This is a genomic window from Paenibacillus sp. BIC5C1, from assembly GCF_032399705.1.
GTDB classification, from domain to species: Bacteria; Bacillota; Bacilli; order Paenibacillales; family Paenibacillaceae; genus Paenibacillus; species Paenibacillus taichungensis_A.
Genome location: NZ_CP135922.1, coordinates 5,517,688 through 5,541,841 on the forward strand (window position 1 = coordinate 5,517,688; position 24,154 = coordinate 5,541,841).

Consider the following 24,154-nt stretch of genomic DNA (forward strand, 5'->3'; position numbering starts at 1 on the left):
GGTACTAAATCTTTAGTCCCAAACTTATTTTCGCAATTTCACCTTATGCGTATAGTTCAATCGCACTTATTCGGCTTATTAAATATACAATCTCTTACTTGCTTGCGTAAAATATTAACCTCAAGTCCTTATACCTACGCCTGATAGCCTATTTGGCATTCAAAAAAAATAAAAAAAATCTTGTCTCTTTGACCAGAGACAAGACTTTTTCGCTTGTTTATTTGTGCAGTTGCAATAATTTAGTCAGCACATTGACCATATGGTCGCACAGATCAGGAATATCTCCCATCTGATCTTCATTCACACTGCGGTCAAAATGAACTTCAGCTGTGACAGCGTAAGTTGCTGGCTGATCTTCAAATACATAATGAATATGCTGCTTCATTCGTTGTTCCGGCCAGCTCTCCTGTAATATGGAGTTAATCGCCGGACATTGAATCTCAGGCTCCTGAATAACCATTCTGAACCGCAGCCGCAAACGGCAGCCTGGTAGACCTCCTTGTGTCTCCATAATCTCTGCCGCGAGATCCGCAAGGGATGTGTTTAGCACCACTTCGCCTGTTACGTCAGGGCAATCTCGCAGGCAGAATTGCAGTACCAACTCTCTGGACATACGGGCCAACTCAAGCTGATCCTTCCGATCCGTTATGGAAATAAGTTCATCCAAATTATCGAGATCATATAGGTAATTTTCGAAGCCTACTTTCAGATTGTCATAAATCGTCGGATCAAACATGTTGTGAAACCTGCTTTCTTATGCAAATTATTCCGAAGTCAATCGCTGCTACTCCGAATCATAGTATACTGTAACGCTGTTTCACGCAAACAGGGCACTGTCATCATACCAAATAAAAACTATGTAACCATCTGTCATAAGTTAAAACGACATTCATTATCGCGTATCTCCTGCGACTCCACTTGGTCCATTTCCAATATAAAAAAGCCCGGTCATCACGACCGGGCTTGGTTGAGATACAGAATAATAAATATTCTAACTCCCTATTCTTCTTTAGCTGGTTCTTCGGGTGCTGCCGGTGCTGCTTCATCAGCAGAAGCCGTAGGCTCTTCCTCAGCCGCTTGTGGCGGCATCACGGAAGCGATGATGGAATCACCTGATGTCACCAGAGTCAGACCTTTATCGAGCTTGATATCTCCAGCTGTCAAACGATCACCAATTTCCAGTCCGCTAACATCCACCTCTATGGAAGTTGGCAGATCAGCCGGAAGTCCTTCGACCTCCAGTTGAGTTTCCTGTGTCTGGAACACACCGCCTGCCTTGGAGCCGGCTGCGGTACCTTGGAAGTCGATCGATACACTAACACTGATCGGCTTGTTCTTAGAAATTTGCAAGAAGTCCACGTGCAGCAGACGTCCGTTGCGTTCCTGCTGATCCTTGATCAGCACTGGAACCGTTTTGCCACCCTCAAGATTCAGGTTGAACATTTCGGAGCGACCTGTACGTGCTACTTTCAGCACTTCCTTTTCATCTACATGTATCGCGGCACCTTCCAATCCCGGGCCATAAACGACAGCCGGAACACGTCCGCCTTGTCTTAACAGGCGCAATGCTGCACCTTTCTTTTCAGTTCTTGGTGTTGCCGTAAGTTGAGCCATTTTTCCGTTGGATTTCATGATTGAACATCCTCCTTCAAGGGATCCTTACTTATATTTGTTAGAAAGCCATAAGCTTCTCTCTTAGACCAGAATGGCCTTTTCGTGCGTGGCCGAATCTGGGGCCATATCTATATTTACCCCAATGAAAGACCATCTCAAACACTGACATGTAGAGTTTTTTTATTTTCCGGGTGAAAATGGTCCTTTTTGATGAACAAAAAAGCAGCCGGAATACCTTCCGACTGCTTGTTAAGCATCTATTTTTAATCATTGGTATGAACTTAATAATCTTGCCAGTTATGCGCTGTTACGATCATCCTCTTCATCACTTTCACGGATAACCTGCATCTGATCCGACCCACTGTGAACGATAATGTGCACATCTCCGTCTTCAGGACCGATATCAACATAACGATCACCGCAGGTGTCTTTGGCTTCCCATTCATTCAGCCGAATGATTAAGCCCAGATGATGCAGTCCTGCAGCCACTCGAAAACGTGCTTCTGCTGCATCGCCCACTCGCTCAAAGGGGACAGCACCATCCTCCATGCCTGTGCCCCATACCCAGACATCCCATCCCTCATAATGCTGATCTTCTCGTTTATATCGGAGAGTAACAATTCGCGAAATTGGTTTGTGGATTTTGATATTCAGCGATGCCTGAATCCCTCCAGCCTCCGCGATAATCTGGGCAGACCCTGGCGTTAAAGCACGTACGATTCCTGCAGTACTGACCGCTGCATGATCCAGATGAGACGAGCTCCACCGTATATTCATCCCTTGCAAAGGCTGGCCGAATTGATCCAGAACCAAGGCGCGAAATCGACTGACACGTGTCGTGTACATTACCGATTCCCCTATAATTTCAATCCGCTCCGGATGGAGGTGGTCCACCTGCAACGTACACTCTGTGGTAATCGTGCCACATTGGACGCAGATCGTTGCTTCCCCAGTCTCCCCCGTATGAATTGTCCCATCAGATTGAATCGCAATAATGTTTGGGTTCGAAGAGCTCCAGGTCACAAATGCATTCTCCACCACATTACCAAAACGGTCTCTGACCGACGCTCGCAAACCAGCAATCTCTCCGGCATTGTAAACAAGACGCGGCGAATGGATCTCAATCACAGCGGGTTCAGCACCGCCAGCATATTCTGTGTCGTACAGTACCATCAGTGACCATCGTTCTACCCTTGCGGTTCCGCTCACCGTCTCAATGAGGTCTGTACCTGCTTGGTGATCATTCACAACAATATGCCAATCACCCTCCGGCAGACTTACTTGCTGCTGCTGACCCGTTCCGTTGTAGATCACCACGATCTGATTCCAGGTATCCTGATTTGCTCCGTGATCCAGTGTAAATGCAACTACATTTCCTTCTGCACGAATCATGCGAAGATGATTCCGTACCTGCTCGGCGTTAATCATGCGAAAGGCCGGATGTGTGCGCCGCAGATGAATCAGGCCGCGATAATAGTCAAAAACAGGTCTGAATCGAGCTTTGTTAGCCCAAGTGATCGTATTCACGGCGTCCCCGCTGCGATAACTATTATGATCTCCTGCTTTGGATCTCAGCATCTCATCCCCTGCATGAAGAAATGGAATACCCTGTGAGGTAAGCAAAATCCCTGTTGAGAGCAAGGAACGACGGACCATCTCATGATCGAGTACATCATCCGCATCAACATAACGATAAGGGTCTGCTGCTTTAACCGCCGATTCTGCACTGCCTCCTTCTACGGGCTGCCCATCTCTCCATACAGGGTAACCGAGATCATGCCTGAGGTACATCGTTGTTGCAATTTTGTCCCATAAGTTGAGATTATCATGTGCCGTTACATAATTGACGGATTCCACTGGTGAAGATGTGAAATCATCCAGCGCTCCGGCTACACCCATGGCAATTTCATACTCCTTACCGTCTGCTCCGGTAACAAAACCTTTGCCAATCCCATCACTATCCCCTTTGATGGCACTGCGGAAATGATCGTTAAAAACGGCAAATCCCTGGCCTCGTTGTGTTCCTTTTAACGTTTTCCGATCCAAAGGTGAATCTCCGCCTGTCCACGGCTCCCCGTAGATCAGAAAAGCCGGATCAATCTGTTCTCTCAGCTCACGGGCCACTTCGTTCATCGTGTCTGTATCAATCAGACCCATGAGGTCGAAGCGAAACCCGTCCACATGATATTCCTCTGCCCAATACAGGAGAGAGTCCAAAATATATTTTCGCACCATGGGGCGCTCCGTAGCCAGTTCATTGCCTACACCCGAACCATTGCTCAATGTGCCATCCTCACGGTAACGATAATAATAACTTGGTACAATCCGTTCAAAAGGTCCATCATCCACGCTGTACGTATGGTTGTATACCACATCAAGCACAACGCGAATGCCTTGTCGGTGCAAGGAATGAATAAGCGCCTTGAACTCCTTGATTCGAACTGAAGGATCACGCGGATTGGTGGCATAGGAACCTTCTGGCACGTTGTAATGCTGCGGATCATAGCCCCAGTTGTATGGCAATTTGGTATTTGAACCGGCGTTCGTTGTCGCTGCCAATTCATCAACCGTCTGATAATCCGCTACAGGCAGAAGATGCACATGCGTGATGCCGAGTTCAACAAGATGGTCTACTCCGATGGAGTTGCCGCTTCTGTCCGTCAACCCGGAAGCAGTAAATGCCAAATATTTTCCCTTAAAAGGAATATCGGCATGTAGGTCGGATGAGAAGTCTCGCACATGCAATTCATATAAAACTGCATCTGCCGGACGCAGAAATACGGGCTTCACATCCTCTTCCCAATCCACTGGATTGGTTGTATCCAGGTCAATGATGGCTGTTCGCTGTCCATTCGCCGATACAGCACGAGCGTAAGGATCGGGAGCCACTGCAATATGCTGATCATCATGCGTAATGTGATACATATAATAATGTCCGTCCCAATCCCCTTCAAGTTGTACACTCCATATTCCATTCGGGTCACGGGTCATCGATCTTATCTGTCCATCATCATGCTCGGTTACTTTACCAGTTGCATCGTAACGTCCCTCATCATCAAAAATGAGTAACGAAACCTGCTGAGCTGTAGGTGCCCACAGCTTGAATGTGCTTGCTGTACGCGTATATGTTAAGCCAAGATCGTTGCCTTCATAACGAAAAGATGTCCATTCCGGCATCGTTCCCACCGCCTTTATATCCATTGATTTCGTGTTGTCCCGATGTTACGGAGCGAGACGTCATTTGTCAACCCGGGGTTGTCTGTACTCAACATATCGGTTGAGCAGAGGCTTTCAATTAGCATATTGAATGTGATGCAATTCCTCACAGCAATCGCTTTCAAGATACAGCATATGTAAACAAGCGCCATAGATTGACAGCATTTGTACCTGTCCTGATGAAAAGATAGACAAAAAAAGTAAAACACCCTCGCTCCACAATGGAGAAAGGGTGCAACATTACTGTTTTAACAACTAATTCTTGTTAGGTCGGCAAGATGCCCTGATGCCTGTTGAGGTTTAGCGAGCGATGTGAACGTTCACTCACCTGCATACATAACCGTCATGGATATAGCGGGAACGCTGACCTGACCATCTTTGGCTGTACGCAGCGTCTCATTGCCAGCCTGCCCCTGCTCTACAACCACATTCCATGCACCTGAAGGAATGGAGATTGTACGGGTTTCTTTGTAAGCATTGTAGATAATGATTATCCGTTCCCATGAATCTCCGACAGCCGTTCCTGCCAGTTCATAGGCTAACAACCCTTTTCCCTTTTCTAGCAATCGAACATGCTTCTCAATCTCTTCCCGGGTACGAAGACGAAAAGAAGGATGTTCGCGCCGAATATGGATCAGGCCACGATAGTAATCATAAACAGGCTTAAACTGCTGCTTTTGCTCCCATCGAATGGCATTGACTGAATCTCCACTCTCATGACTGTTCGCATCGCCATATTTACTTCGCAGAAGTTCATCTCCAGCCGCAAGCAATGGGACCCCCTGGGAAGTCAATACGATGCCATTAGCAAGCAGACAGCGCCGAACCGTTTCATTCTCCAGTATGTGGTCCGGGTCAACCTGCAAATACGGATTCGCCTGCTGTACAGCCTCTTCCACATTGGCGCTGCCTTTCACACGACCATCCTCGCTATGTGTGATAAATCCCAGCGTATCGTGCAATCCTTGTGTTTGGACGACTTTGTCCCACAAGTTGAGATTATCATGAACGGTTACATAATTAATCGTTTCAGACGGGCCAGCAGTAAAATCGTTAATGGCTCCACGTACACCTTTCCATATATCGTCTTCTTTTTCCTCCGCTCCTGTAGCAAATCCGGTTCCCGTTCCATCGCTATCGCCTTTGATCGCTCCACGGAGGTTATCGTTAAATACAGCAAATCCAGCTTCACGCTGTGCTCCCTTAAGTGTCATTTGATCCCCAAGGGGTGATTCCAGCGCACCCCAGGGTTCACCGTATAAGAGAATGGATGGAGAAACCTCGGCATGCAGTTCTGCTGCGAGCTCTTTCATCGTTGTCGTGTCGATCAGACCCATCAGGTCAAAACGAAACCCGTCCACATGGTATTCCTCTGCCCAGTAGCGTACAGAATCGATAATGAATTTGCGCACCATCGGGCGTTCTGTAGCCACTTCATTGCCTGTACCTGATCCATTGCTGTACGTGCCATCCGGGTGCTGACGGTAGTAATATCCTGGAACAAGCTTCTCAAATGAACTGGCTGCCGTATCAAACGTATGATTGTACACCACATCCATAATGACTCCGATACCCTTCTGATGAAGGGCGAGCACCATCGATTTGAACTCTCGAATTCTTGTCTCCGGCTCATCTGCACGGGATGCATAGGAACCTTCTGGAACGTTGTAGTGGAGCGGATCATAGCCCCAGTTATAACGTGAGCAATCGGAAGTCCCGTCATCTGCCTTCGATTCGTCCACTGTCGCAAAATCAAATACCGGAAGAAGATGTACATGAGTGATTCCCAGCTCAACCAAATGATCGATTCCCAGTGTATTCCCGTTTGAATCACGCAGACCTGTCTCGGTAAAAGCCAGATACTTTCCTTTATGCCTCATACCGGATGACTCATGGATCGAGAAATCGCGCACATGCAGCTCATACAAAACCGCATCTACCGGGCTTGCCAGTTTTGGACGAATATCCTCATTCCAGCCATTCGGGTGCGTCTGTTCCAGCCTAACGATGACTCCTCTTTCTCCATTCATGGTCACAGCTCGTGCATAGGGGTCAACCGCTATCTCCTGCCGTCCGTCCTCAAAGGTAGATCTGTACATATAACGATAACCGCTCCATTCACCTTCAAGCTTCAGGGACCAGATGCCCTGATCCTGCTTGTTCATAGCTAGTTCCTTCTGTTCATCCTGATTCTTCTGTTCATTGGGACTTCCCCCTGTTGAAGGCGGGTATAACAGCACATCTACCTGCTTTGCGGCAGGCGTCCACACTTTAAAACTACAGGCTTGTGGTTCCATCGTGACACCCAGATCTCTTCCTTGGTATGTATCTACTACGTTTAATACGTCTAACTTGTGATGGTCATCAATCATGCTGTGTATTCCCCTCTCAATGAGCAATAAAATGGATGTGAACAAAGGCTCCTTACCTTTTATACCCCTTCTGTCACCTAACCATAATCTCGGGGATGAAAAAGAACATTTAAAAACAAGCCATGCTTCACGTCATTTTACGTAAAACACAGCTTGTTGAGGGATTAGCCCTTTTTCTCTAATGAGGGACCTTGGATTGAAAATCATTCCGGCTGGACTGATCCGCATGGTAAAACACAACATCACCATCCTTCAGCGACCAGTTTCTGCCTTGGCTGTTTTCCGGACTCCGGTTAAAGCCCTCCATCTGCCACTGATTCATCAATGGGGCATAAATATATTGCAGGTGCGGGGCAACCGTATTGCCACCTTGCAAACTCTCAATATTGAAGTTGACTACGATATGACCGTCCTTCAGGAAGATCTCCGACTGCTCATCCAGAGGATGTTGTCTGGCGAGTGATTCGAGATCGGTTCCTTTCTGTACGGCGTACACATCGGCTGGCAGACTGTACTCTCCATACCAGCGCTGGATGGCTGCTTTAGCCCGGTCCACATTGACGCCAGGTGGGATGTCCGTCTTTGGTCCAATCAGTGTGCGAATCGGCGAGGATAGGATCAGCCAATCATAACGGCCCACCCATGTTTTCTGGTGAGAAGTTTGATCCACGAAACCGACCATGTATTCCGCAAGGGTACTCTGGCTCTGCTCCTCCGGTGTCAGCTCGTAGGTATATCGATACCTAGCTGCATCCCCCAGCTCCGTAATCGGTACATTCCGCAGCCGCGCGTTTAGAACAACAAAGCGCTTCTCCAAATCCTGCGCCGATCCGATGCGAATGAGGCGTTCCTGGCCCCGGTGATAGTACAGATCCACTTCCTGGCGGGAAGAACCATCCCGACTCACAAAATGGAAACTCGGTGTAATTCGTACACCATCCTGCTTGCCAAACATATTACCCTTGGTTTTGAGATCAAACTTGATATGGTATCCCGTTTTGACTGACACATTTTTGAACCCCTGCACCGGATGACTGCCTGGACGTATCGGAAGAATGAACGGGGCTAAATTCCCCCTGGGGTCACCATCAATACTGTTAAGACCCGTCCAATAACCGACTCCCGTAGGTTCTGGACGGCCCATCTGCTTACGGAATACGTTCTCCCAGTTATAGTCGGAAATATCGGTCACACGAAAATCATACAACCGTCCAATGACTTCCACAGGTACCGTATCTGCCGCTACATGATGCGCCAGATTCGTATTAGCATCCTGCTGTTCAGTGAAGTTCGTAGGTGCATTTTCGGCGATATTGCGAAACTCGATTTCGTAATCCCCTTCGTCCACCCAAACCGGAAGATAAAAGGGGGTATCCAACTGATTCACTGGAATATCCACCCACGTCTTGGCGGGGATGAACTGGCTGCGGCCTTCGTTATAGACATCGAATGGGAATCGCACCTGCTTGATGCGAAAATACTTGGCGTAGTCCCGGTTGCCATAGCCGGGGTAACTCCCAGCATCCAAATGCTGCCCCGAAGTCGGGATTCTTACGATAAAAGGACGCTCCAGAATGAGCGCTGCCCGGTTTGCATTCGGTATCGTCTTCTGGTTATGCGGCTGGTCATCCGATACCCAAGCGTAGTTCACGACAGGCGTATGTACCGTGACCGTATTTATGCCGTTGATTGGAAAAACTTTGTTGATTCCCCCATTTACATTGCCCGGCAACAATTCGTAATAAATTTCGCCGGAACTCGTGGTATTAGCCTTATTTATGAGCGTATTGTTGATCATGTTATTAGGCTTATACAGTACATCACGGTTAATAGTAGTTGGGTTAGGTATATTAGACGGAATTGGCCCATCCTTCGTCGTTTCCGAAGAGCTCATGATCGTCGAGCCATTAAAATTGACCATATCGTTACTGACTTTACTTTGAGGCGTATTGCTTTCAGCCATCCCTTTAAGCGTGGATGTGTGATCCGGAAGAGATGGCGGGGAGTTCAATCCCCCTGTTAGAAGTGGTGGAGTAAAAGTGATTGATGAAGTATTGGCTGGTCTAACGTGACTATTAACATCTGCATCATTACTCGAATCAAGTGATGGTGGCGTATACCCTGAAGGTGTCATGGTGACCTTCCCGCCGGGCAAGGCGTAGTTACTCATTTCAGCCTGATTTATCTTGTATACTTCCAAATTATTAATTTGCCAGTATGAGTAATCCCTAAATAATTGGAATGTATAGGTTTTGGACTGAGTATCCGTTTTTGTCACCGGAGGTCCTGGAGTACAACCCGTTTCAGTACATACTTGAGGACCGGGTACTGTCCATTGACGTGCGTACGTAACTTCGACGGTACAGTCATATGTGGTCTTTCCAGACATTTTCCCCCAATCCTGTTTGAACAAATATTCATCAGCCAACGCATTGGTATAAAGAGATTCAGATGTTGGAATCCCCTTAAGAACATCGAATTTTTCGGAATCCCTATCGTCAGCCCGAATAACCCCATTGGCACCTGGATCCATGTGACTTTGCTTCATAACAGTTCCTTGAGAGGGACTTCCAATCGTCCAACTGCATTGTCCCGATCCATTACCTTCAGGAATTTCAGGTTGATTGCCTCCTCCGCCACTGTCGGTGCATAAAGCCCCCGAGCCAACTGTCATCTCAAAAGTATCCTTTTCATCAAGCGCTTGGGTAGCGTCAACAAAGTGTCCAGTAATCGTTGCTGTGCCAGTCGGGGCAACCGCTGTTACTAATCCAGAACTATTAACCGTCATTGTAGATGTGTTAGAACTTGACCACGTGAGCTTGGCATGGCTCTGTAGGGGCCAAACACTTCCATCTACCTTTGTCAAAGTTGCTGTTAACTGAGTTGTTCCGTTTGGCGCTACGCAAATATTACCGCTGATCTCAAGTCCGGATGTCCCATCTGCATACGTGACTTTCAATTTTTTATCCTTGTATACGTAAGTGTAGGAATCAAAGTCAGCTCTAAATTTGGAGAAATACCATACTTGTTTTGCACCTGGATTCGCCCAGTATTTACTATAAGTATCATTATTAAATGTTTGTTTAAAACTAATTGTGATTAAGTTCAAACTTGGCACGTCGATTACTTGACCTGCAACTGTACTTGGATCAGTATAACCTTGAGTTCCATGTACATCATTAATTGGACTAGTGGAGTCAATTATGGTGCGTGATGCTTTTACATCAGTCTTAGAAATCCCTCCATCCCTAATCCATAAATCATGTAGAGAATCTCCATTAGCAACGATATAGAATGCTTCCGTACGTGGAATATTGGCAGCCAAGTTAGGGTCCGTGCACCCAGGATAACGTGGCAGATTCCCATTAAAACTTTGCCCCGTGTTTGGGTTTTTGTTTTCGGTTGGCACACCACCTGGACAGTTTGGTCCGGGTTCACTGGTATAAACACTTACTTGTCCGCCCCCGGCGCGCCAATACTTACCATTAAAGTTTCCTGAATCACCAGCTGTCCATCTGTCCCAATAGTAAATTCCACCGTAATTAGAATTATTTTTAGAACGAACAGTATACCTCGTGCCGTTTAAAGTATCTTTTAAATTGTCAGATGCTTTAATTTCAGTTTTACCTGTAGGGATGGATATTGAACGGAGTACCTTACCGTCCTTGTCTATCCACTCCATCTTTTTAATGATTTTGCCAGGCTTTGAGGGCACCACGATTGGAACGGTTGGTAAGGTAGGCTTATCCGAGAAATAAAGCCCTCCATAAAGATAATCGTCAGCGTCCCCTTTCATCTCATACGCTATGATCTCTGTAATTTCTCCTGCGGCTGATACGGTGTTTAGAAAAATGCTAGTTGGTAGCAACTGCGAAAGGAGAAGCATTAACAACACAATGGGAAGAATTCTGTTCTTCAAAGGACCACTTCCTAACTTCTTAAAGCTCGGATTGTGCTAATTTTTTTTGATAGACAGTAACTCCAGGAGTGGTAATTGTTTCTACTAAAACTTGTACCGAACCATCATAATAAAGAGCTTTTTTAGGGATCACTAAGCCGTATATTTCCTTTTTGGGATCGTTAGAGCGAATAGGCATTGCTTGATTAATTTTTACTTTACTAGGTGTACCGTCATAGCCAAGAACAGAAAGGGCAAGTCGGTTCGTTCTATATCCTTGTGGATTCTTATTAACTGTCAGTTCGGAGTCAAGTAACAAGATATAACACTCATCATTGTCAGAGAATTTCTGTTCTTGTCCCCCGTAGAGCCAGAAGAACTTATCTTTGGATGGGAGCAGTTTTCGATTCGGGTCTTTCGGATCATTCCAATCAATCGCAATCAGACTGTTTACGCGACCCTGAACAGAACCGTTAGGGGCTGAGACGATAAGATTCGACTGTTTCCATGATTTAATACCAAATCTGTGATTGGAGTTTTTCGGACCATTAAAGATTTCTTCTGCAACAGTGAAAATATTGGTCTTGTGCCAGTACAGTTCCGCAGCCGCGACAGCATACTTATCGGATGCCAATGTCTTACCATCCTTTATCGATAAAACCCGTTCAATAACAGCAATTGCTTGAGCGCGAGTTGTAGTTCCCTCTGGCGAGATTTCACCTGGTGCGGTGCCTGTGATAATACCGTTCTTGGTAGCCAAGTACATCCATTGTTTGTCTTCAACGTCGGTAACTCCAAGTGCTCGGACAGCTACTTTTGACATTTCCTCTCGAGACATCGGCTTAGTCCAATCCGAATTTGAAAAGTCGCCTGCTTTATAGATCCCTGCTGTTTGGGCAGCGTTGACGTACGAGGTATACCAACTCCCGGATGCAGAGCCGACCCCCAGATCTAAAGCAGATACCGTCATTTTCACGAATTCTGCTCTGGTAACTACATTATTGGGGAGGAATTTCCCATCTGGGAAACCATCGACATAGCCTCGCTGAATAGCCTGAAGGATACTGGATTCTGCCCAATGGCCAGTAATGTCTTTGAATTTTTGTACAACCTTGATGTCGTCGTTAATTGCAGCTTTTACGGGTTGTGGACCGATAGATGCTTGTGCGGAAAGTAGAGTTAGTGCAGCCACTCCTGTTAATATTACTTTTTTCATTTTCTTTCCTCCTATGTACCTTAATATGGGGTAAACTACTGCTTAATACTGCTTGTTTAATACTCTCGTATTTCTTTTCAAAACAAAACCTAAATTTGTCATAATAATCAATATTCTACCATGTCAATCTAGGCGATTGGTATTGTTTTTTAAAGGCATACCTCCTCCCTAAGAACTAATTCACCTCTTAATGCACAAAAAAAGGCCACGAATCCGCAGATCCATAGCCTTATTCTTTAAGGTGTAATTACTGTTTAATTTTGTAAAAACATCACTCTTTCATAGAATAAACGATTCCATTCCATTTGACCACTCTTTTTTTCACCAGTTCTATTACTTCCCGTTTAGCTGAGCATAAGACGCTTCAAATTCGGAAATGAGCTGGTCGCCACCGGATTTTCTCCAGTTCGCCACTTCCTGTTCCCATCCAGCATCATCGATTTTGCCCATAATATATTTGGTCTGTGCATCCCAGATCATCTGGTCCAGCTCCTGGCCACGCTCAGTATAGATGGCAGAAGACAAGGTCAGCGCCGGATTGGGAATGGCATACTGCTCATTCTCACGTGCCATCTTTGTGCCCTTCATACCGATTGGTACATCGACAAGCTCAGGCACGTTATAGCCTTCAACGCTTAGCAGATTGTCACGATAAGGCTTCACTTCACGCTGGTATCCGTCGAAGTCTTTGAACTCGGTTTTGCCATCCGAAGTCTTCGTATAGTGCACATTTTCCAGACCTCTCAGCTGAAGTGTACTCAGCGGTTCGTCCATCAGTTGATCCAGGAACGTCAGCACCTGTTTTAACTGTTCTTCATCCGGTACGGAAGCTTTGGGAATGACAAGCATGCCATAGTTTCCCGGTTCCCCGGCAATTCGAATGCCATTGGGTCCCTGGAACGGGGCCACATCAATCTCACCATCAGGCACGTTTGGTGTCAGCCGCTGCTGGAATGATTTTCCGTTCTGAGCAACACCGTTCAACTTCATAGCTACGAGACCGGAGTCGATTTTTTTATCCGCATCGGAAGGGTCCAGTGCAGGAAAGTCACTGTTGATTAATCCCTCACTGAACAGACGATTGAACAGCTTCATTGTGTCCATATATTCTGTGGTCAGGAATTCAGGGGTAAGTTTACCCGCATCGTCCACACCCCACTTGTTCACCCCACCAATACTTACGGCGATTCGTGTCAGCGGCGAGGATACACCTTCATTGTACTTTTTGAACAGTACTGTTCCATACGTATCCTCCTTACCGTTACCATCAGGATCATCCTTGCGAATGGAGCGCATCACTTCGTACCAGTCATCCAGCGTTTTTGGTACATCCAACTTCAACTTGTCGAACCAGTCCTTACGATACACAATGGCTGTACGCCCGATATCGCGGAAGTTGGGTACCCCGTACACCTTTCCTTCGATTTTGATATTATCAAAATAGGCCTCCGATTGGGCAGACAGGTTTTTATAATCCTTCAGGTAGGGTCCAATTTCCCAGAACAGCCCCGTTTTGGCTGCGTTAAATGTTGTGGGTACATAATTCACGCGCATAATGGTCGGCATCTCGCCCGAAGCTACCATGACATTCACTTTATCATCAAAAGCAGATTGTGGAATCCATTGTACACTGACATCGGTATTCGTATATTCCTCAATCTTTTGTTCAATCCCGTTCTCCTTGGCTGGCACATCACCAACCTGCATTAAAGAAATCGAAATGGGAAGTTTGCCTTCACCTGCCGCAGGCGCTTTTTCTCCCCCACAGCCTGCAAGCAGTCCGGCGGACATTGCACCAACCACGACCAATCCGCCTAAACGGGACATCCGACCTTTTGGACTCATGAACCATCTCTCCTTTGGATAAAGGTTATGTACATAAGCACTCCGATGACAGAACAACCTTCTGATCGCTGTTATCCCCAGATTTTTTTGATTCCCTTCTTCAGAAGGGAAAATCCGGTGATAAAGGCGAACGCTTCGCTTCCTCAGGTTATTTCTGTCCTCTCCGTTCTCATGTACATGTTAGTTGGGCTTGTAAAGTTCCATCTCCACTCCTGCCAAAATAAACGGAGCTACCGATTTCGGATCATTGATCCGAATGGATTCTGTCACATAATACTCGTACGACCCGTCACGATACGGGGTACCGCCCAGACCTGCCCCTCCGTTACACTGTGTCAGGGACAATACACCTTCACGGTCCGTTTGCAGCAGATGCAACAGCAGACCCTGATAACCCTTTTCTGCGATCGTTTGAAACTTGCCGCTCAAATAACCCTTACGTACCCCCTTCGCCAGTGCATACACAAACATTGAGGTTCCCGATGCCTCCAAATAATTACGCTCACGCCCTGGTTGATCAAGCAAATGAGGCCATAATCCGGACTGTTGGTCCTGTACATGTACAAGCGCATTCGCTACACGTTCGAAAATCCCCACAATCTGACCGCGCTGCTCATGATCAACAGGCAAATGATCCAATGTATCCACTACCGCCATAACATACCAGCCCATCGCCCGGCTCCATACATGCGGAGAGCATCCGGTTTCTCCCGAGCTCCAGCGCTGTTCCCTGCTCTCATCCCAGGCATGGTACAGCAGACCGCTACGTGGATCACGTGTACGTTTCTCCACCAGCAGCAGCTGTAATGCCGCCTTGTCAAACCACTTTTCTTCACCAGTAACCGCACCATACTGCGTTAGGAACGGCGTGGCCATATACAGCCCATCCAGCCACATCTGGAACGGATAGATTTTCTTGTGCCAAAATCCGCCTTCGCTCGTACGGGGCTGTCCCTTAAGCTGTACCATGAGCAAATCTGCGGCTTTACGGTATTTCTCGTCACCCGTTTTGTCCAGCAACAGGAACAGCGATTTCCCCTGGTTAATCTGGTCCAGGTTATACTCCTCTACCGCATAGGAGCGAATCGAGCCATCCTCCTGAATGAAGTTATCCATCAGTTCACGGATGTAGTCAAAATATTTCTGTTCTCCAGTATGGGTGTACAGCTCTTCCAGCGCTTTCAGCAGACAACCATTTTCATAATGCCAGGTCGGATACAACTCATGATTGCGATAACTTTCCATGAACTGTTCAGCCATCCGTACCGGTGTAAATTGCAGGGTTTCTTTCATGATGTTCCTCCGCTTCCGGCTTTTTATTTAGCCTGTTTTTTGTAGTCTTCGGCATATTCCTCACGAATTTTGGTACCGCCCGCATTGCCCCAATTCTCAATTTCCTGTTTCCAGCCATTTTCATCGATTTTGCCCATAATATATTTGGTCTGCGCATCCGCAATCATCTGATCCAGATCTGCCCCACGGTCGCCATAAGTAGACGAATACAAGGTTAATGCAGGGTTTGGTACAGCATGTTCCGCCAGCTCTTTGGCAAGTTCCGTACCCTTCTCACCGAGTTCGGTATCTTTCAATTTCGGGACATTGTACCCTTCTACGTAAGGCAAGTTATCACGATATGGCTTCACTTCACGCTGGAATGCATCGAAGTCACTCATCTCCACTTGGTCTTCGCCAGCTTTCTTGTAATGTTTGTCTTCAATACCACGCATCAGCAGCGTCGCCATCTCCGGGTCCATCAATTTATCAAGGAAAGACAACAGGTTTTTCAACTCGTCTTCCGATTTCACCGTTGCTTTTGGGAAAGCCAGAATACCGGAGTTACCTGTCTGTCCTGCCACACGGTCACCACTCACGCCAAGCAAACCTGCAATGTCTACTACGCCATCCGGGTCGTTCTTGGACAGACGCTCTTGCTGGCTCTTTCCGTTCTGGGCGACACCGATACGCATGCCGACAACGCCAGTATCATATTTCTTCTCCGCTTCTGTGGAGTCAAATACGGCAAAGTCCTGGTTCAGCAGTTTCTCGCTATACAAACGTTTCAGCAAATCCAGCACCTGCATATATTCCGGTGTCATGAATTCCGGCGTAAAACTGCCGTCATCCTCTACCTTCCACTTGTTTGGTGCACCAAAACTTACGCCAAGACGTGTAGTGAAAGAATATTGATCCTCGTTATACTTTTTGAAAAGCATTAGTCCAAACGTATTATCCTGACCATCTCCATCCGGATCGGAGGTCGCAAGCGTCTTGATCGTTTCATACCATTCATCCGGTGTCGTTGGTACCTTGAGATTCAACTTATCAAACCAGTCTTTACGGTAAATCACCGTTGCACGAGCAATATCAGAGAATACGGGTACCCCGTAGATTTTGCCTTCCACCTTGATATTGTCAAAGAAACGCTCATTCTGTGCAGACAGATTTTTATAATCCTTCAGTAAAGGTCCAACTTCCCAGAAAACATCGTTACGCATCGCACTGGTTACGGTTGGGTTATACTGCACTTTCACAATTTTGGGCATATCGCTGGATGCAATCATGACATTAATTTTGTCATTGTAAGCCGAAGCCGGAATCCACTGAATGTCCAGCTTGGTGTTCGTATACGCCTCGATCTTTTGCTGGACCTCATTGCCTTTGCTTGGTACATCACCGACCTGTGCTATTGCAATGGACACGTTCTGCACGCCGCCCTCGGCAGCCTGACCTTCATCCGATCCGCATCCTGCCAGCAGGCCTGTTACCAATGCCAGTGTGCTCAAGACAGCTACGGCTTTCTTTTTTGTTGCTTTCATTAAACGAAAACCTCCCCTTTTTTTTATACAGTCATGAACCCGTTCTGATGTACAACCATGCGCAATTTCAACCTTTTACCGATCCCAGCATCACTCCTTTGGCAAAGTGTTTTTGCAGGAACGGATACACCAGCATGATTGGAATCGTGGAGAACACGATAACGGCCATGCGAATGGTGAGTGGCTGAATCTCGGTTTCTTCAATACTCGTATCCCCAATACGGCTCTGAGCCAGAATGACAATTTCCCGCAGCCACACCTGTACGGGCCATTTTTCACTATCATTGATATAAATAACAGCGTTGAAGAAGCTGTTCCAGTGAGCCACCGCGTAAAAGAGAGAGAATGTAGCCATGGCTGGCATCGACAAAGGCAAAACAATACGGAACAATACGCCCACATCGTTGCATCCATCCATTTTGGCGGCATCCTCCAGTTCGTCCGGAATGGCTTGGAAGAAGTTCTTAAGTACGATCAGGTTGAACGCACTTATGGCGGTAGGTAGCATCAGAGACCATAATGTATCGGTAAGGTGCAATGATTTTACGACAAAGTAGGTTGGGATCATTCCGCCGCTGAACAGCATGGTGAACAGTACACCCAGCAAGATCGGCTGACGTCCACGCAAGTATCTTCTGGAGAGCGGATACGCCATCAACGACGTGAACAACAGATTAAGCAGTGTTCCGATGACGGTGATGTAGATGGATACACCCAGACTGCGAATCAATGTGTCTGTAGAGAAAATGTAACGGTAAGCAGCGAGGGAGAATTCTTTTGGAAAAAGAATGAATCCTCCCTTGGCCACTTCATGCGGGCTAGTAAACGAGACGGCCAAAATATAAATGAACGGGATAACGGTCACGATTCCGATCAAAAGTAGAAAACCATGATTGAGGATATCAAAGATCCGGTTGCCCCACGTTTTATCCTGTTGCATTTTAATGTTCACTCCTGTCTGGTGAAGAACGTCTGCAGCCAATCATTAGTAGACGCCTTCCTCCCCGAATTTTTTGGCCATCGTGTTGGCACCCAGTACAAGCGCCAGTCCGACCACCGACTTGAACAAACCGACAGCAGCACTGTAACTGTACTGTGCCTGTGTGAGACCTTTGGTGTAGACGTAGGTATCAAATACCTCTCCCACATCCCGGTTCGTCGGCGTCAGCATCAGGAAGATCTGTTCAAAGCCTGTATCCAGGAAGTTCCCCAGACGCAGAATGAGCAAAATAATGATCGTACTGCGGATGGCAGGCAGCGTAATATGCCATGTCTGGCGCCAACGATTGGCACCATCCATCCGTGCAGCTTCATAGAGCTGTGTATCTACACCGGAAAGTGCCGCCAGGAAAATAATCGTGCCCCAGCCCACCTCTTTCCAGATGGATTGTCCAACAATCATCGTTCGAAACCAGCCAGGCTCAAGCAGGAACGCCACTTTTTGTCCCGTCAGGTTATAAAGTAATTCGTTAATAGCGCCGCCCTCGGTTGTGAACAGCATGTAGAACACACCAACCACAACAACCCAGGAAACAAAGTGCGGAACATATACCAGCGTCTGTACAAATCGTTTGAACCGTTCACGGCGAACTTCATTCATCATGAGTGCCAATACAATGGGCAGCGGGAAGAAGAACACCATATTATAGATCGCTAACAAAAACGTATTTCGGAACAAGGTCCAGAACTGCGGTTCCCCGAAGAAACGCTGGAAGTGCTTGAACCCTACCCAGTCACTGCCCAGGATGCCCTTGTAAGGCGTGTAATCCTGAAAAGCCATCGTAATGCCGTACATGGGTATGTATTTGAAAATAACAAAGTAAAGCACGCCCGGTATCAACATAATATAGAGCCACCGGTTTTTGATGATGTCCCTCCACAGCAGGTTTTTGTCACTGCGGGTAGCGGGTCGTGTTCGAGCCGCCGTTTCGGCTTTCATAATGTCTTCCTCCCCACATTGGAAACGATTACAAAATATCACTTCCTGAATTCATGTCTTCATTGTGGAGGATAAACGGGTGACTGGCTATCGTCTCGTTTTAGCTTCTTATTTTCCCTTGTGCAGCAAGGGTTTAAGGCATTGGTAACTCTGCGCTGCTCTCCTGAATGAACCACTTTTAACCTTCGATACTCCCGTCTTAACTCTGCTCCAAACACAGAACAAAGGATGACCATAAAACAAAGAAAAACCTGCCTGCCATGGCAGGCAGAGCAGGTTGCTTTTATCGCTGCTGCTCCCGGTATTTTCCGGGGGTAGTTCCCGTAATTTTACGAAATGTACGGATAAAAGCGGTAGGGTTCGTGTAATTGAGTTTCTCGGCAATCTCCGATATTTTCAGATTGGTCGTCTGCAGCCAAGTCTTGGCTTTTTCCATCCGGTATTCCGCAAGGTATTCCGTAAAGTTCACACCAGCCTCCTTCTTGAACACACGGCTCAGATAAACCGGATGAAAATTCAGTTCTTCTGCGCAAGCTTCCAGTGACAATTCACGATCATATCGCTCCTCGATCAGCCGAATCATGCGCCGGGCAATATTCAAATATTGAGACTCTTCCTGCTCGCGCCAGAATCGAATGACGGGTCGAAATAAACATTTGCGGAACCAGTTCGTCATTTCATCCAATGTGGACAACTTCAGCAATCGTGCCATGGAGGCCTTTTCACCCAATACTTCCGCAACATTCCCACCCTGCTCCTGTACAAGCTGATACACACGGGACATCAACTGAACCATGATAACGGGGTATTCGCTGAAGTGCAGCTTCTTGTCTGCGAGCAGACCGAGATATTGTTTAAAGTACGCATCGGTTTTCTCCTCGTCCCCTTGCTTTAGCGCAGAAGCCAACTGGTCTTCAATCATCCTGAGCTGTGTATATAGTGCTGCTTCTGTCTGACCGCGCGGCTGAATATCCTCGTAATGCAAAATAATACGGCTACCCAAACTAACCCTGCCTTGCAGAGCCTCCCGACTTTCCTGGTAAGCCCTCGGTGAATCACCTATTGCAGAATAGGAGCGACTAATACCGATACTTACAGGCAGATTCAGATAGGTCACGACCCGCTCACGGATCAATTCCGCTTGAGTGTGCGTCCACTCTTTGAGTTGTACTTCATCATCCAACACGGATGCCAATACCGTAACCTGGGCGTCATCAATCATGACAGGTGCGAAACGAATCTCAGAGGGCAGCAGTTCACCGACCATATTGTTTAACGCGAACAGCAGTAGATCCCGGTCCTGCTCTTCATACCTTGTCCCTTCAAGGGTATCAATCTGAAGGGTAAGTACCCCAAGTCTAGACCATGAGGTTGGAAAATCGTATAACTGGCCCTGATATCTGAAGTCATCTTCCGATATTTTGCCTGTAAGCAGTTTGGTCATAAAAAATTCCTGCAAATGAACATGCTGGCCCTTCATCTGCTCACGCATCGTTTTCTCCGAGCTGAACAAGGTCGATAATCGCTCTTCAATGTATATAAATTCATCCTGACGACGTCCCGACGGAGCCATTGGAGAATCCAGCCCTTTCGTAAACTGCAGTAGTCTGGAAATGGGAGAATACATCTTGCGGCTGCCATAGAAGGCTACTAGTCCCGTCAAACATAACATGACCAGTGTAGCCACACCTGTAACCAATGCAATTTTCTGGGACTGGGCGGTTATCTGACTCAGCGATACAACGGAAACATACAACCAGCCATTAAGTGGTGACTGCCTGTAGCTAACCGCCACCTGGCTTCCTTCCACCTCTGCGCTGAAGAAACCCTCCGACTGTCCCGTCGTTTGTACCTTTTCGTGGATTTCCTGATTCAGCGTATCGTATTTCCCGTCTTGTTCTGTGTCGTTGAGAAAATATTTCTGCTCCCGATCAAGGACGTACATATCCCCTGAATTCGGATTTCGACTTAGAAATGTACTTAGCTCTGTATCCGCTATGTCTATAACCAGAAATCCCTTTGGTTTCACATTCGTGGGTATCATTGGAATCTTGAATACCATGCTGACCACATTGTCGGATGAAATAAGGGTAGGCGCAGGTTCTTGTGCCGCTTCACCGACTCCGGCCGATACCGGTATACTTTCTTTGGTTGAACTCACATTTTGCGTCACCCAAAACAGGCTGTTTGTATATTTCAAATAGGAACCAATCCGGTCCCGAATACTGAAATCATCCAATTTTCCAAAGGATCGCATCGAAACGACCCAGTCTTCATCCAGATTCACAAGATAGGCCTGATCAATATTTGTAACCGATTGCAAATTATTAAATCCGGAAGTCAGATCACGAATTTCCTGAAATTCGCTGCTGTCCAGCGGTTTTTTCATCGCTTGTAATACCAGTGGAGAATTCACATATTGGATGGACGATAATTGCAGGCTACGCAATACTTGTTCTACCCGCATTTGGGTCTGATGCAGAATCTGCAAATTACTCTCTCGCACCTTCTGTTCAATGTCACGTGAAGCAATCGAATAGGAGACCGAACCAATAACAATGACTGGAAGGGCTCCGAGTATCATGGTAAAACAGAGCAAACGCAGCAGGTATTTAGGCAAAAAGAGCATCCTCCTTTGTGCATTTTGCGTGGTTTGAACGAGAACGATTTCGGAATCACTTCTCGAACTAATGCAAAACGTATGTATAATATCGCTTTCATTGGATTAATTTACTATTGTTATTTTAAAACCCATTGTTATTCAAGTCCACTATTTATTCTTAAAGGTTGACTTCAAAGCAATTTCCAGTTTATATTAGTTGCATATTCCTCAATCAAAGGAGAGATTTTGATGTCGGTGAGCGTTCTTAACTAACAAGTTTCATATTCAGGAGTTTGGCCTTCGATTCACTTGTGCCTTGTGGCATACGTGTATTTCATGATGCGCCATTACCCTGTACTTAGTTAAGAACAGCGGATATCATAAATCGCCTCCGGGATTGTACTTGTCCGGGTCTATTTCCGCGCTGTGTTCAGCGTGGATTTTTTTTGTATAGACCTATAACGGGCCTTACTTTCCCTTACGTTAAGGGCGGAGAATGACGTTTGTTCATTCTCCGCCCTTTTTGCGTTTTCCGGGAATATGTTCCATCGCTTTAACCGAAATTCCATTTTATATCCAAGGAGAGATCAAGCATGAATGAAAAAACTTTAACCAGTCTGGGTTATCCCCAAATTCAAAAAAATGTTGCCGCCTGTGCCCTATCCTATTTGGGCAAACGTTATGCAAGAGACATGAAGCCAATGGTAGACGCTCCTCTGATCCAAATGCGTCTGGAAGAGACCGCTGAAGCCGCTGCTTTGATTCGTAACGGCGCCAGTGTGCCCATTCCTTCACTGGATGGCATGGAGACCATCATGGATCTGCTGGGCACCGGTTATTTATTCACGGAACGTGATTTCAGCCATCTCGCCCAATTTCTTCGCAGCTGCGCGCAGCTTATGAAATACATGGAGGGCAAATCCGAAGTGGCCCCGACAGTTAGTCGCTACGCTTCATCCATGATATGGATGGAAGCCTTGCTGAGCGAGATTGAACGCTGCATCCATAGTGGACGCATTCAGGATCAGGCGAGCAAGGAACTGATACGTATTCGTAAAAAAATGACTGTGAATGAGGAACGCATGAAGCGCAAGCTGGATTCTCTTATAAGCAAACACCGCTCCATCATGCAGGAAAATGTGATCAGTCAACGTGGCGGAAGAACTGTCCTGCCCATCAAGAAAGAATTCCGCAAACATGTTAAAGGCAGTGTGCTGGATGAATCGGGAAGTGGCCAAACCGTATATATTGAGCCTGCTGAATTAGTAGGTCTGCAAATGGAGCTGGCTTCACTCCAAGCCGAGGAATCACGGGAGGAGATGAAAATCCTCGGTGACTTAACCTCCCTTGCAGAGTCTTATAACCGAGAAATCTCACTAAACACCGAAACGGTAGGAATTCTGGATTTCCTGTTCGCCAAAGCGAAATATGCAGCCACCATGGACGGACGGACTGTACGTGTCAATGCCAATGGACGGGTTCTGCTTCATCATGCCCGCCATCCGTTTATGGGTTCATCCATGGTTCCGCTTGATTTTGCAATTGGTCAGACGTATTCCTCACTAATCATTACAGGGCCGAATACGGGTGGCAAAACGGTTGCACTCAAAACATTGGGTCTGCTCACCTTGATGATGCAATCCGGTCTGCTTGTGCCTGTCGCTGAAGATGGCGAGATGGCCGTATATCATGAAGTCGCTGTGGATATCGGTGATGGACAGAGCCTGGAGCAAGCACTCAGTACCTTTTCTGCACATATTCGTAACATGATTGGCATCCTGGAGCAAGCCAATTCATCGACACTTGTGCTTATTGACGAGATGGCCTCCGGTACCGATCCCGGTGAGGGAGTGGGGCTCTCCATCGCCATGCTGGAGGAGCTGCACAGCCGCGGAGCTACCGTTATCGCCACAACCCATTTTGGGGAAATCAAACATTTTGCAGCAGGTACGCCTGGATTTGAGAATGCCCGAATGGAATTCGATACGGTCTCTCTTCAACCTCTTTATCGATTGCGGATCGGAGAAGCCGGGGATAGTTATGCCTATTCCATCGCACTGAAATTGGGTATGCCACAGCGTATTATTGAGCGCTCCAAACTCATTTCAGATCAGGGTGTCCCGCAAAGTGTCTCTTCCAGCTTCACTCCATCCGTGCCTAACGTAAATTCGTCGTCAACGCAAATAAACAGCACGGCGGAACATGAACACTTGAATAAAACAAAGAACAAGATGAAACCTGTCAGCCCGTCCGTACAAACCGGAACAAGAAAGCACTCTGCTGATCGGTCTGAATCAGTAGAACCCACCACCCCTGCCAAAGTATTCCGAAAAGGGGATCGCGTCTATGCAGCTTATCTGAACCAATCAGGCATCGTATGTGATGTGGAGGACAGTCGCGGAAATATCGGAGTCATGCTGCGTGGACGCAAAGTCAAAATTCACAAGAAGCGTCTAACTCTGCACATCTCCGCAGATGAACTGTATCCGGGTGACTATGATCTCGACATTGTGCTGGAGACCAAAGAGAACCGCAAAAAACGCAAACTGATGAATCGCAAGCATGTGGAAGGACTGAAGATTGAATTGCCCCCTGAAGAATAACCACAGGATTGATATAATAGGTTGAGTTGCTAT

The 24,154-nt window shown here is 46.8% G+C and carries 13 protein-coding genes; 1 reads left to right on the plus strand and 12 read right to left on the minus strand.

Annotated elements, in window-relative coordinates; all coding sequences use genetic code 11:
- Positions 1 to 217: 217 nt before the first annotated feature.
- The 12 genes from RS891_RS24740 to RS891_RS24795 all read right to left on the minus strand — a co-directional run bounded on the left by RS891_RS24740 (position 218) and on the right by RS891_RS24795 (position 21,536).
- A complete protein-coding gene (locus RS891_RS24740) occupies positions 218 to 736 on the minus strand; it encodes a hypothetical protein (RefSeq protein WP_315793494.1) in 519 nt (172 codons plus the stop codon).
- A 263-nt stretch (positions 737 to 999) separates the two neighbouring features.
- The gene (locus RS891_RS24745) at positions 1,000 to 1,632 is read right to left on the minus strand and encodes a 50S ribosomal protein L25 (protein ID WP_076287804.1); all 633 of its coding nucleotides are present in this window, start codon (positions 1,630 to 1,632) and stop codon (positions 1,000 to 1,002) included.
- 279 nt (positions 1,633 to 1,911) lie between these two features.
- Positions 1,912 to 4,791, minus strand: coding sequence for a type I pullulanase (pulA, locus tag RS891_RS24750; RefSeq protein WP_315793495.1), 2,880 nt, complete (start codon positions 4,789 to 4,791; stop codon positions 1,912 to 1,914).
- A gap of 359 nt (positions 4,792 to 5,150) precedes the next feature.
- Positions 5,151 to 7,202, minus strand: a complete 2,052-nt coding sequence (pulA, locus tag RS891_RS24755; protein WP_315793496.1) for a type I pullulanase — start codon at positions 7,200 to 7,202, stop codon at positions 5,151 to 5,153.
- A 178-nt stretch (positions 7,203 to 7,380) separates the two neighbouring features.
- The gene (locus RS891_RS24760; protein ID WP_315793497.1) at positions 7,381 to 11,121 is read right to left on the minus strand and encodes a DUF5704 domain-containing protein; all 3,741 of its coding nucleotides are present in this window, start codon (positions 11,119 to 11,121) and stop codon (positions 7,381 to 7,383) included.
- Positions 11,122 to 11,140: 19 nt separating this feature from the next.
- Complete coding sequence (locus RS891_RS24765) at positions 11,141 to 12,316, minus strand: S-layer homology domain-containing protein (RefSeq protein ID WP_315793498.1); 1,176 nt, start codon at positions 12,314 to 12,316, stop codon at positions 11,141 to 11,143.
- A gap of 333 nt (positions 12,317 to 12,649) precedes the next feature.
- A complete protein-coding gene (locus RS891_RS24770; RefSeq protein WP_113053477.1) occupies positions 12,650 to 14,161 on the minus strand; it encodes an extracellular solute-binding protein in 1,512 nt (503 codons plus the stop codon).
- Between the two features lie 180 nt (positions 14,162 to 14,341).
- Positions 14,342 to 15,454 carry a glycoside hydrolase family 88/105 protein gene (locus RS891_RS24775; protein WP_315793499.1) on the minus strand — a complete coding sequence of 371 codons (1,113 nt, stop codon included), beginning with the start codon at positions 15,452 to 15,454 and terminating at the stop codon, positions 14,342 to 14,344.
- Positions 15,455 to 15,477: 23 nt separating this feature from the next.
- Positions 15,478 to 16,977: an extracellular solute-binding protein gene (locus RS891_RS24780; protein WP_099856847.1), complete on the minus strand. Its 1,500-nt coding sequence runs from the start codon at positions 16,975 to 16,977 to the stop codon at positions 15,478 to 15,480.
- 67 nt (positions 16,978 to 17,044) lie between these two features.
- Positions 17,045 to 17,917: a carbohydrate ABC transporter permease gene (locus RS891_RS24785; protein WP_113053475.1), complete on the minus strand. Its 873-nt coding sequence runs from the start codon at positions 17,915 to 17,917 to the stop codon at positions 17,045 to 17,047.
- A gap of 45 nt (positions 17,918 to 17,962) precedes the next feature.
- On the minus strand, positions 17,963 to 18,916 hold the full coding sequence (locus tag RS891_RS24790) for an ABC transporter permease (RefSeq protein ID WP_063566889.1): 954 nt from the start codon (positions 18,914 to 18,916) through the stop codon (positions 17,963 to 17,965).
- 283 nt (positions 18,917 to 19,199) lie between these two features.
- A complete protein-coding gene (locus RS891_RS24795; RefSeq protein ID WP_181586578.1) occupies positions 19,200 to 21,536 on the minus strand; it encodes a helix-turn-helix domain-containing protein in 2,337 nt (778 codons plus the stop codon).
- Between the two features lie 575 nt (positions 21,537 to 22,111).
- Here RS891_RS24795 and RS891_RS24800 point away from each other — a divergent pair.
- On the plus strand, positions 22,112 to 24,121 hold the full coding sequence (locus tag RS891_RS24800; RefSeq protein ID WP_315793500.1) for an endonuclease MutS2: 2,010 nt from the start codon (positions 22,112 to 22,114) through the stop codon (positions 24,119 to 24,121).
- Positions 24,122 to 24,154: the final 33 nt, after the last annotated feature.

Coding starts and splice junctions, on each gene's coding strand:
- RS891_RS24740 (WP_315793494.1), bottom strand. CDS start 736: ATGTTTGATCCGACGATTTATGACAATCTGAAAGTAGGCTTCGAAAAT.
- RS891_RS24745 (WP_076287804.1), bottom strand. CDS start 1,632: ATGAAATCCAACGGAAAAATGGCTCAACTTACGGCAACACCAAGAACT.
- pulA (WP_315793495.1), bottom strand. CDS start 4,791: ATGCCGGAATGGACATCTTTTCGTTATGAAGGCAACGATCTTGGCTTA.
- pulA (WP_315793496.1), bottom strand. CDS start 7,202: ATGATTGATGACCATCACAAGTTAGACGTATTAAACGTAGTAGATACA.
- RS891_RS24765 (WP_315793498.1), bottom strand. CDS start 12,316: ATGAAAAAAGTAATATTAACAGGAGTGGCTGCACTAACTCTACTTTCC.
- RS891_RS24770 (WP_113053477.1), bottom strand. CDS start 14,161: ATGAGTCCAAAAGGTCGGATGTCCCGTTTAGGCGGATTGGTCGTGGTT.
- RS891_RS24775 (WP_315793499.1), bottom strand. CDS start 15,454: ATGAAAGAAACCCTGCAATTTACACCGGTACGGATGGCTGAACAGTTC.
- RS891_RS24780 (WP_099856847.1), bottom strand. CDS start 16,977: ATGAAAGCAACAAAAAAGAAAGCCGTAGCTGTCTTGAGCACACTGGCA.
- RS891_RS24785 (WP_113053475.1), bottom strand. CDS start 17,917: ATGCAACAGGATAAAACGTGGGGCAACCGGATCTTTGATATCCTCAAT.
- RS891_RS24790 (WP_063566889.1), bottom strand. CDS start 18,916: ATGAAAGCCGAAACGGCGGCTCGAACACGACCCGCTACCCGCAGTGAC.
- RS891_RS24800 (WP_315793500.1), top strand. CDS start 22,112: ATGAATGAAAAAACTTTAACCAGTCTGGGTTATCCCCAAATTCAAAAA.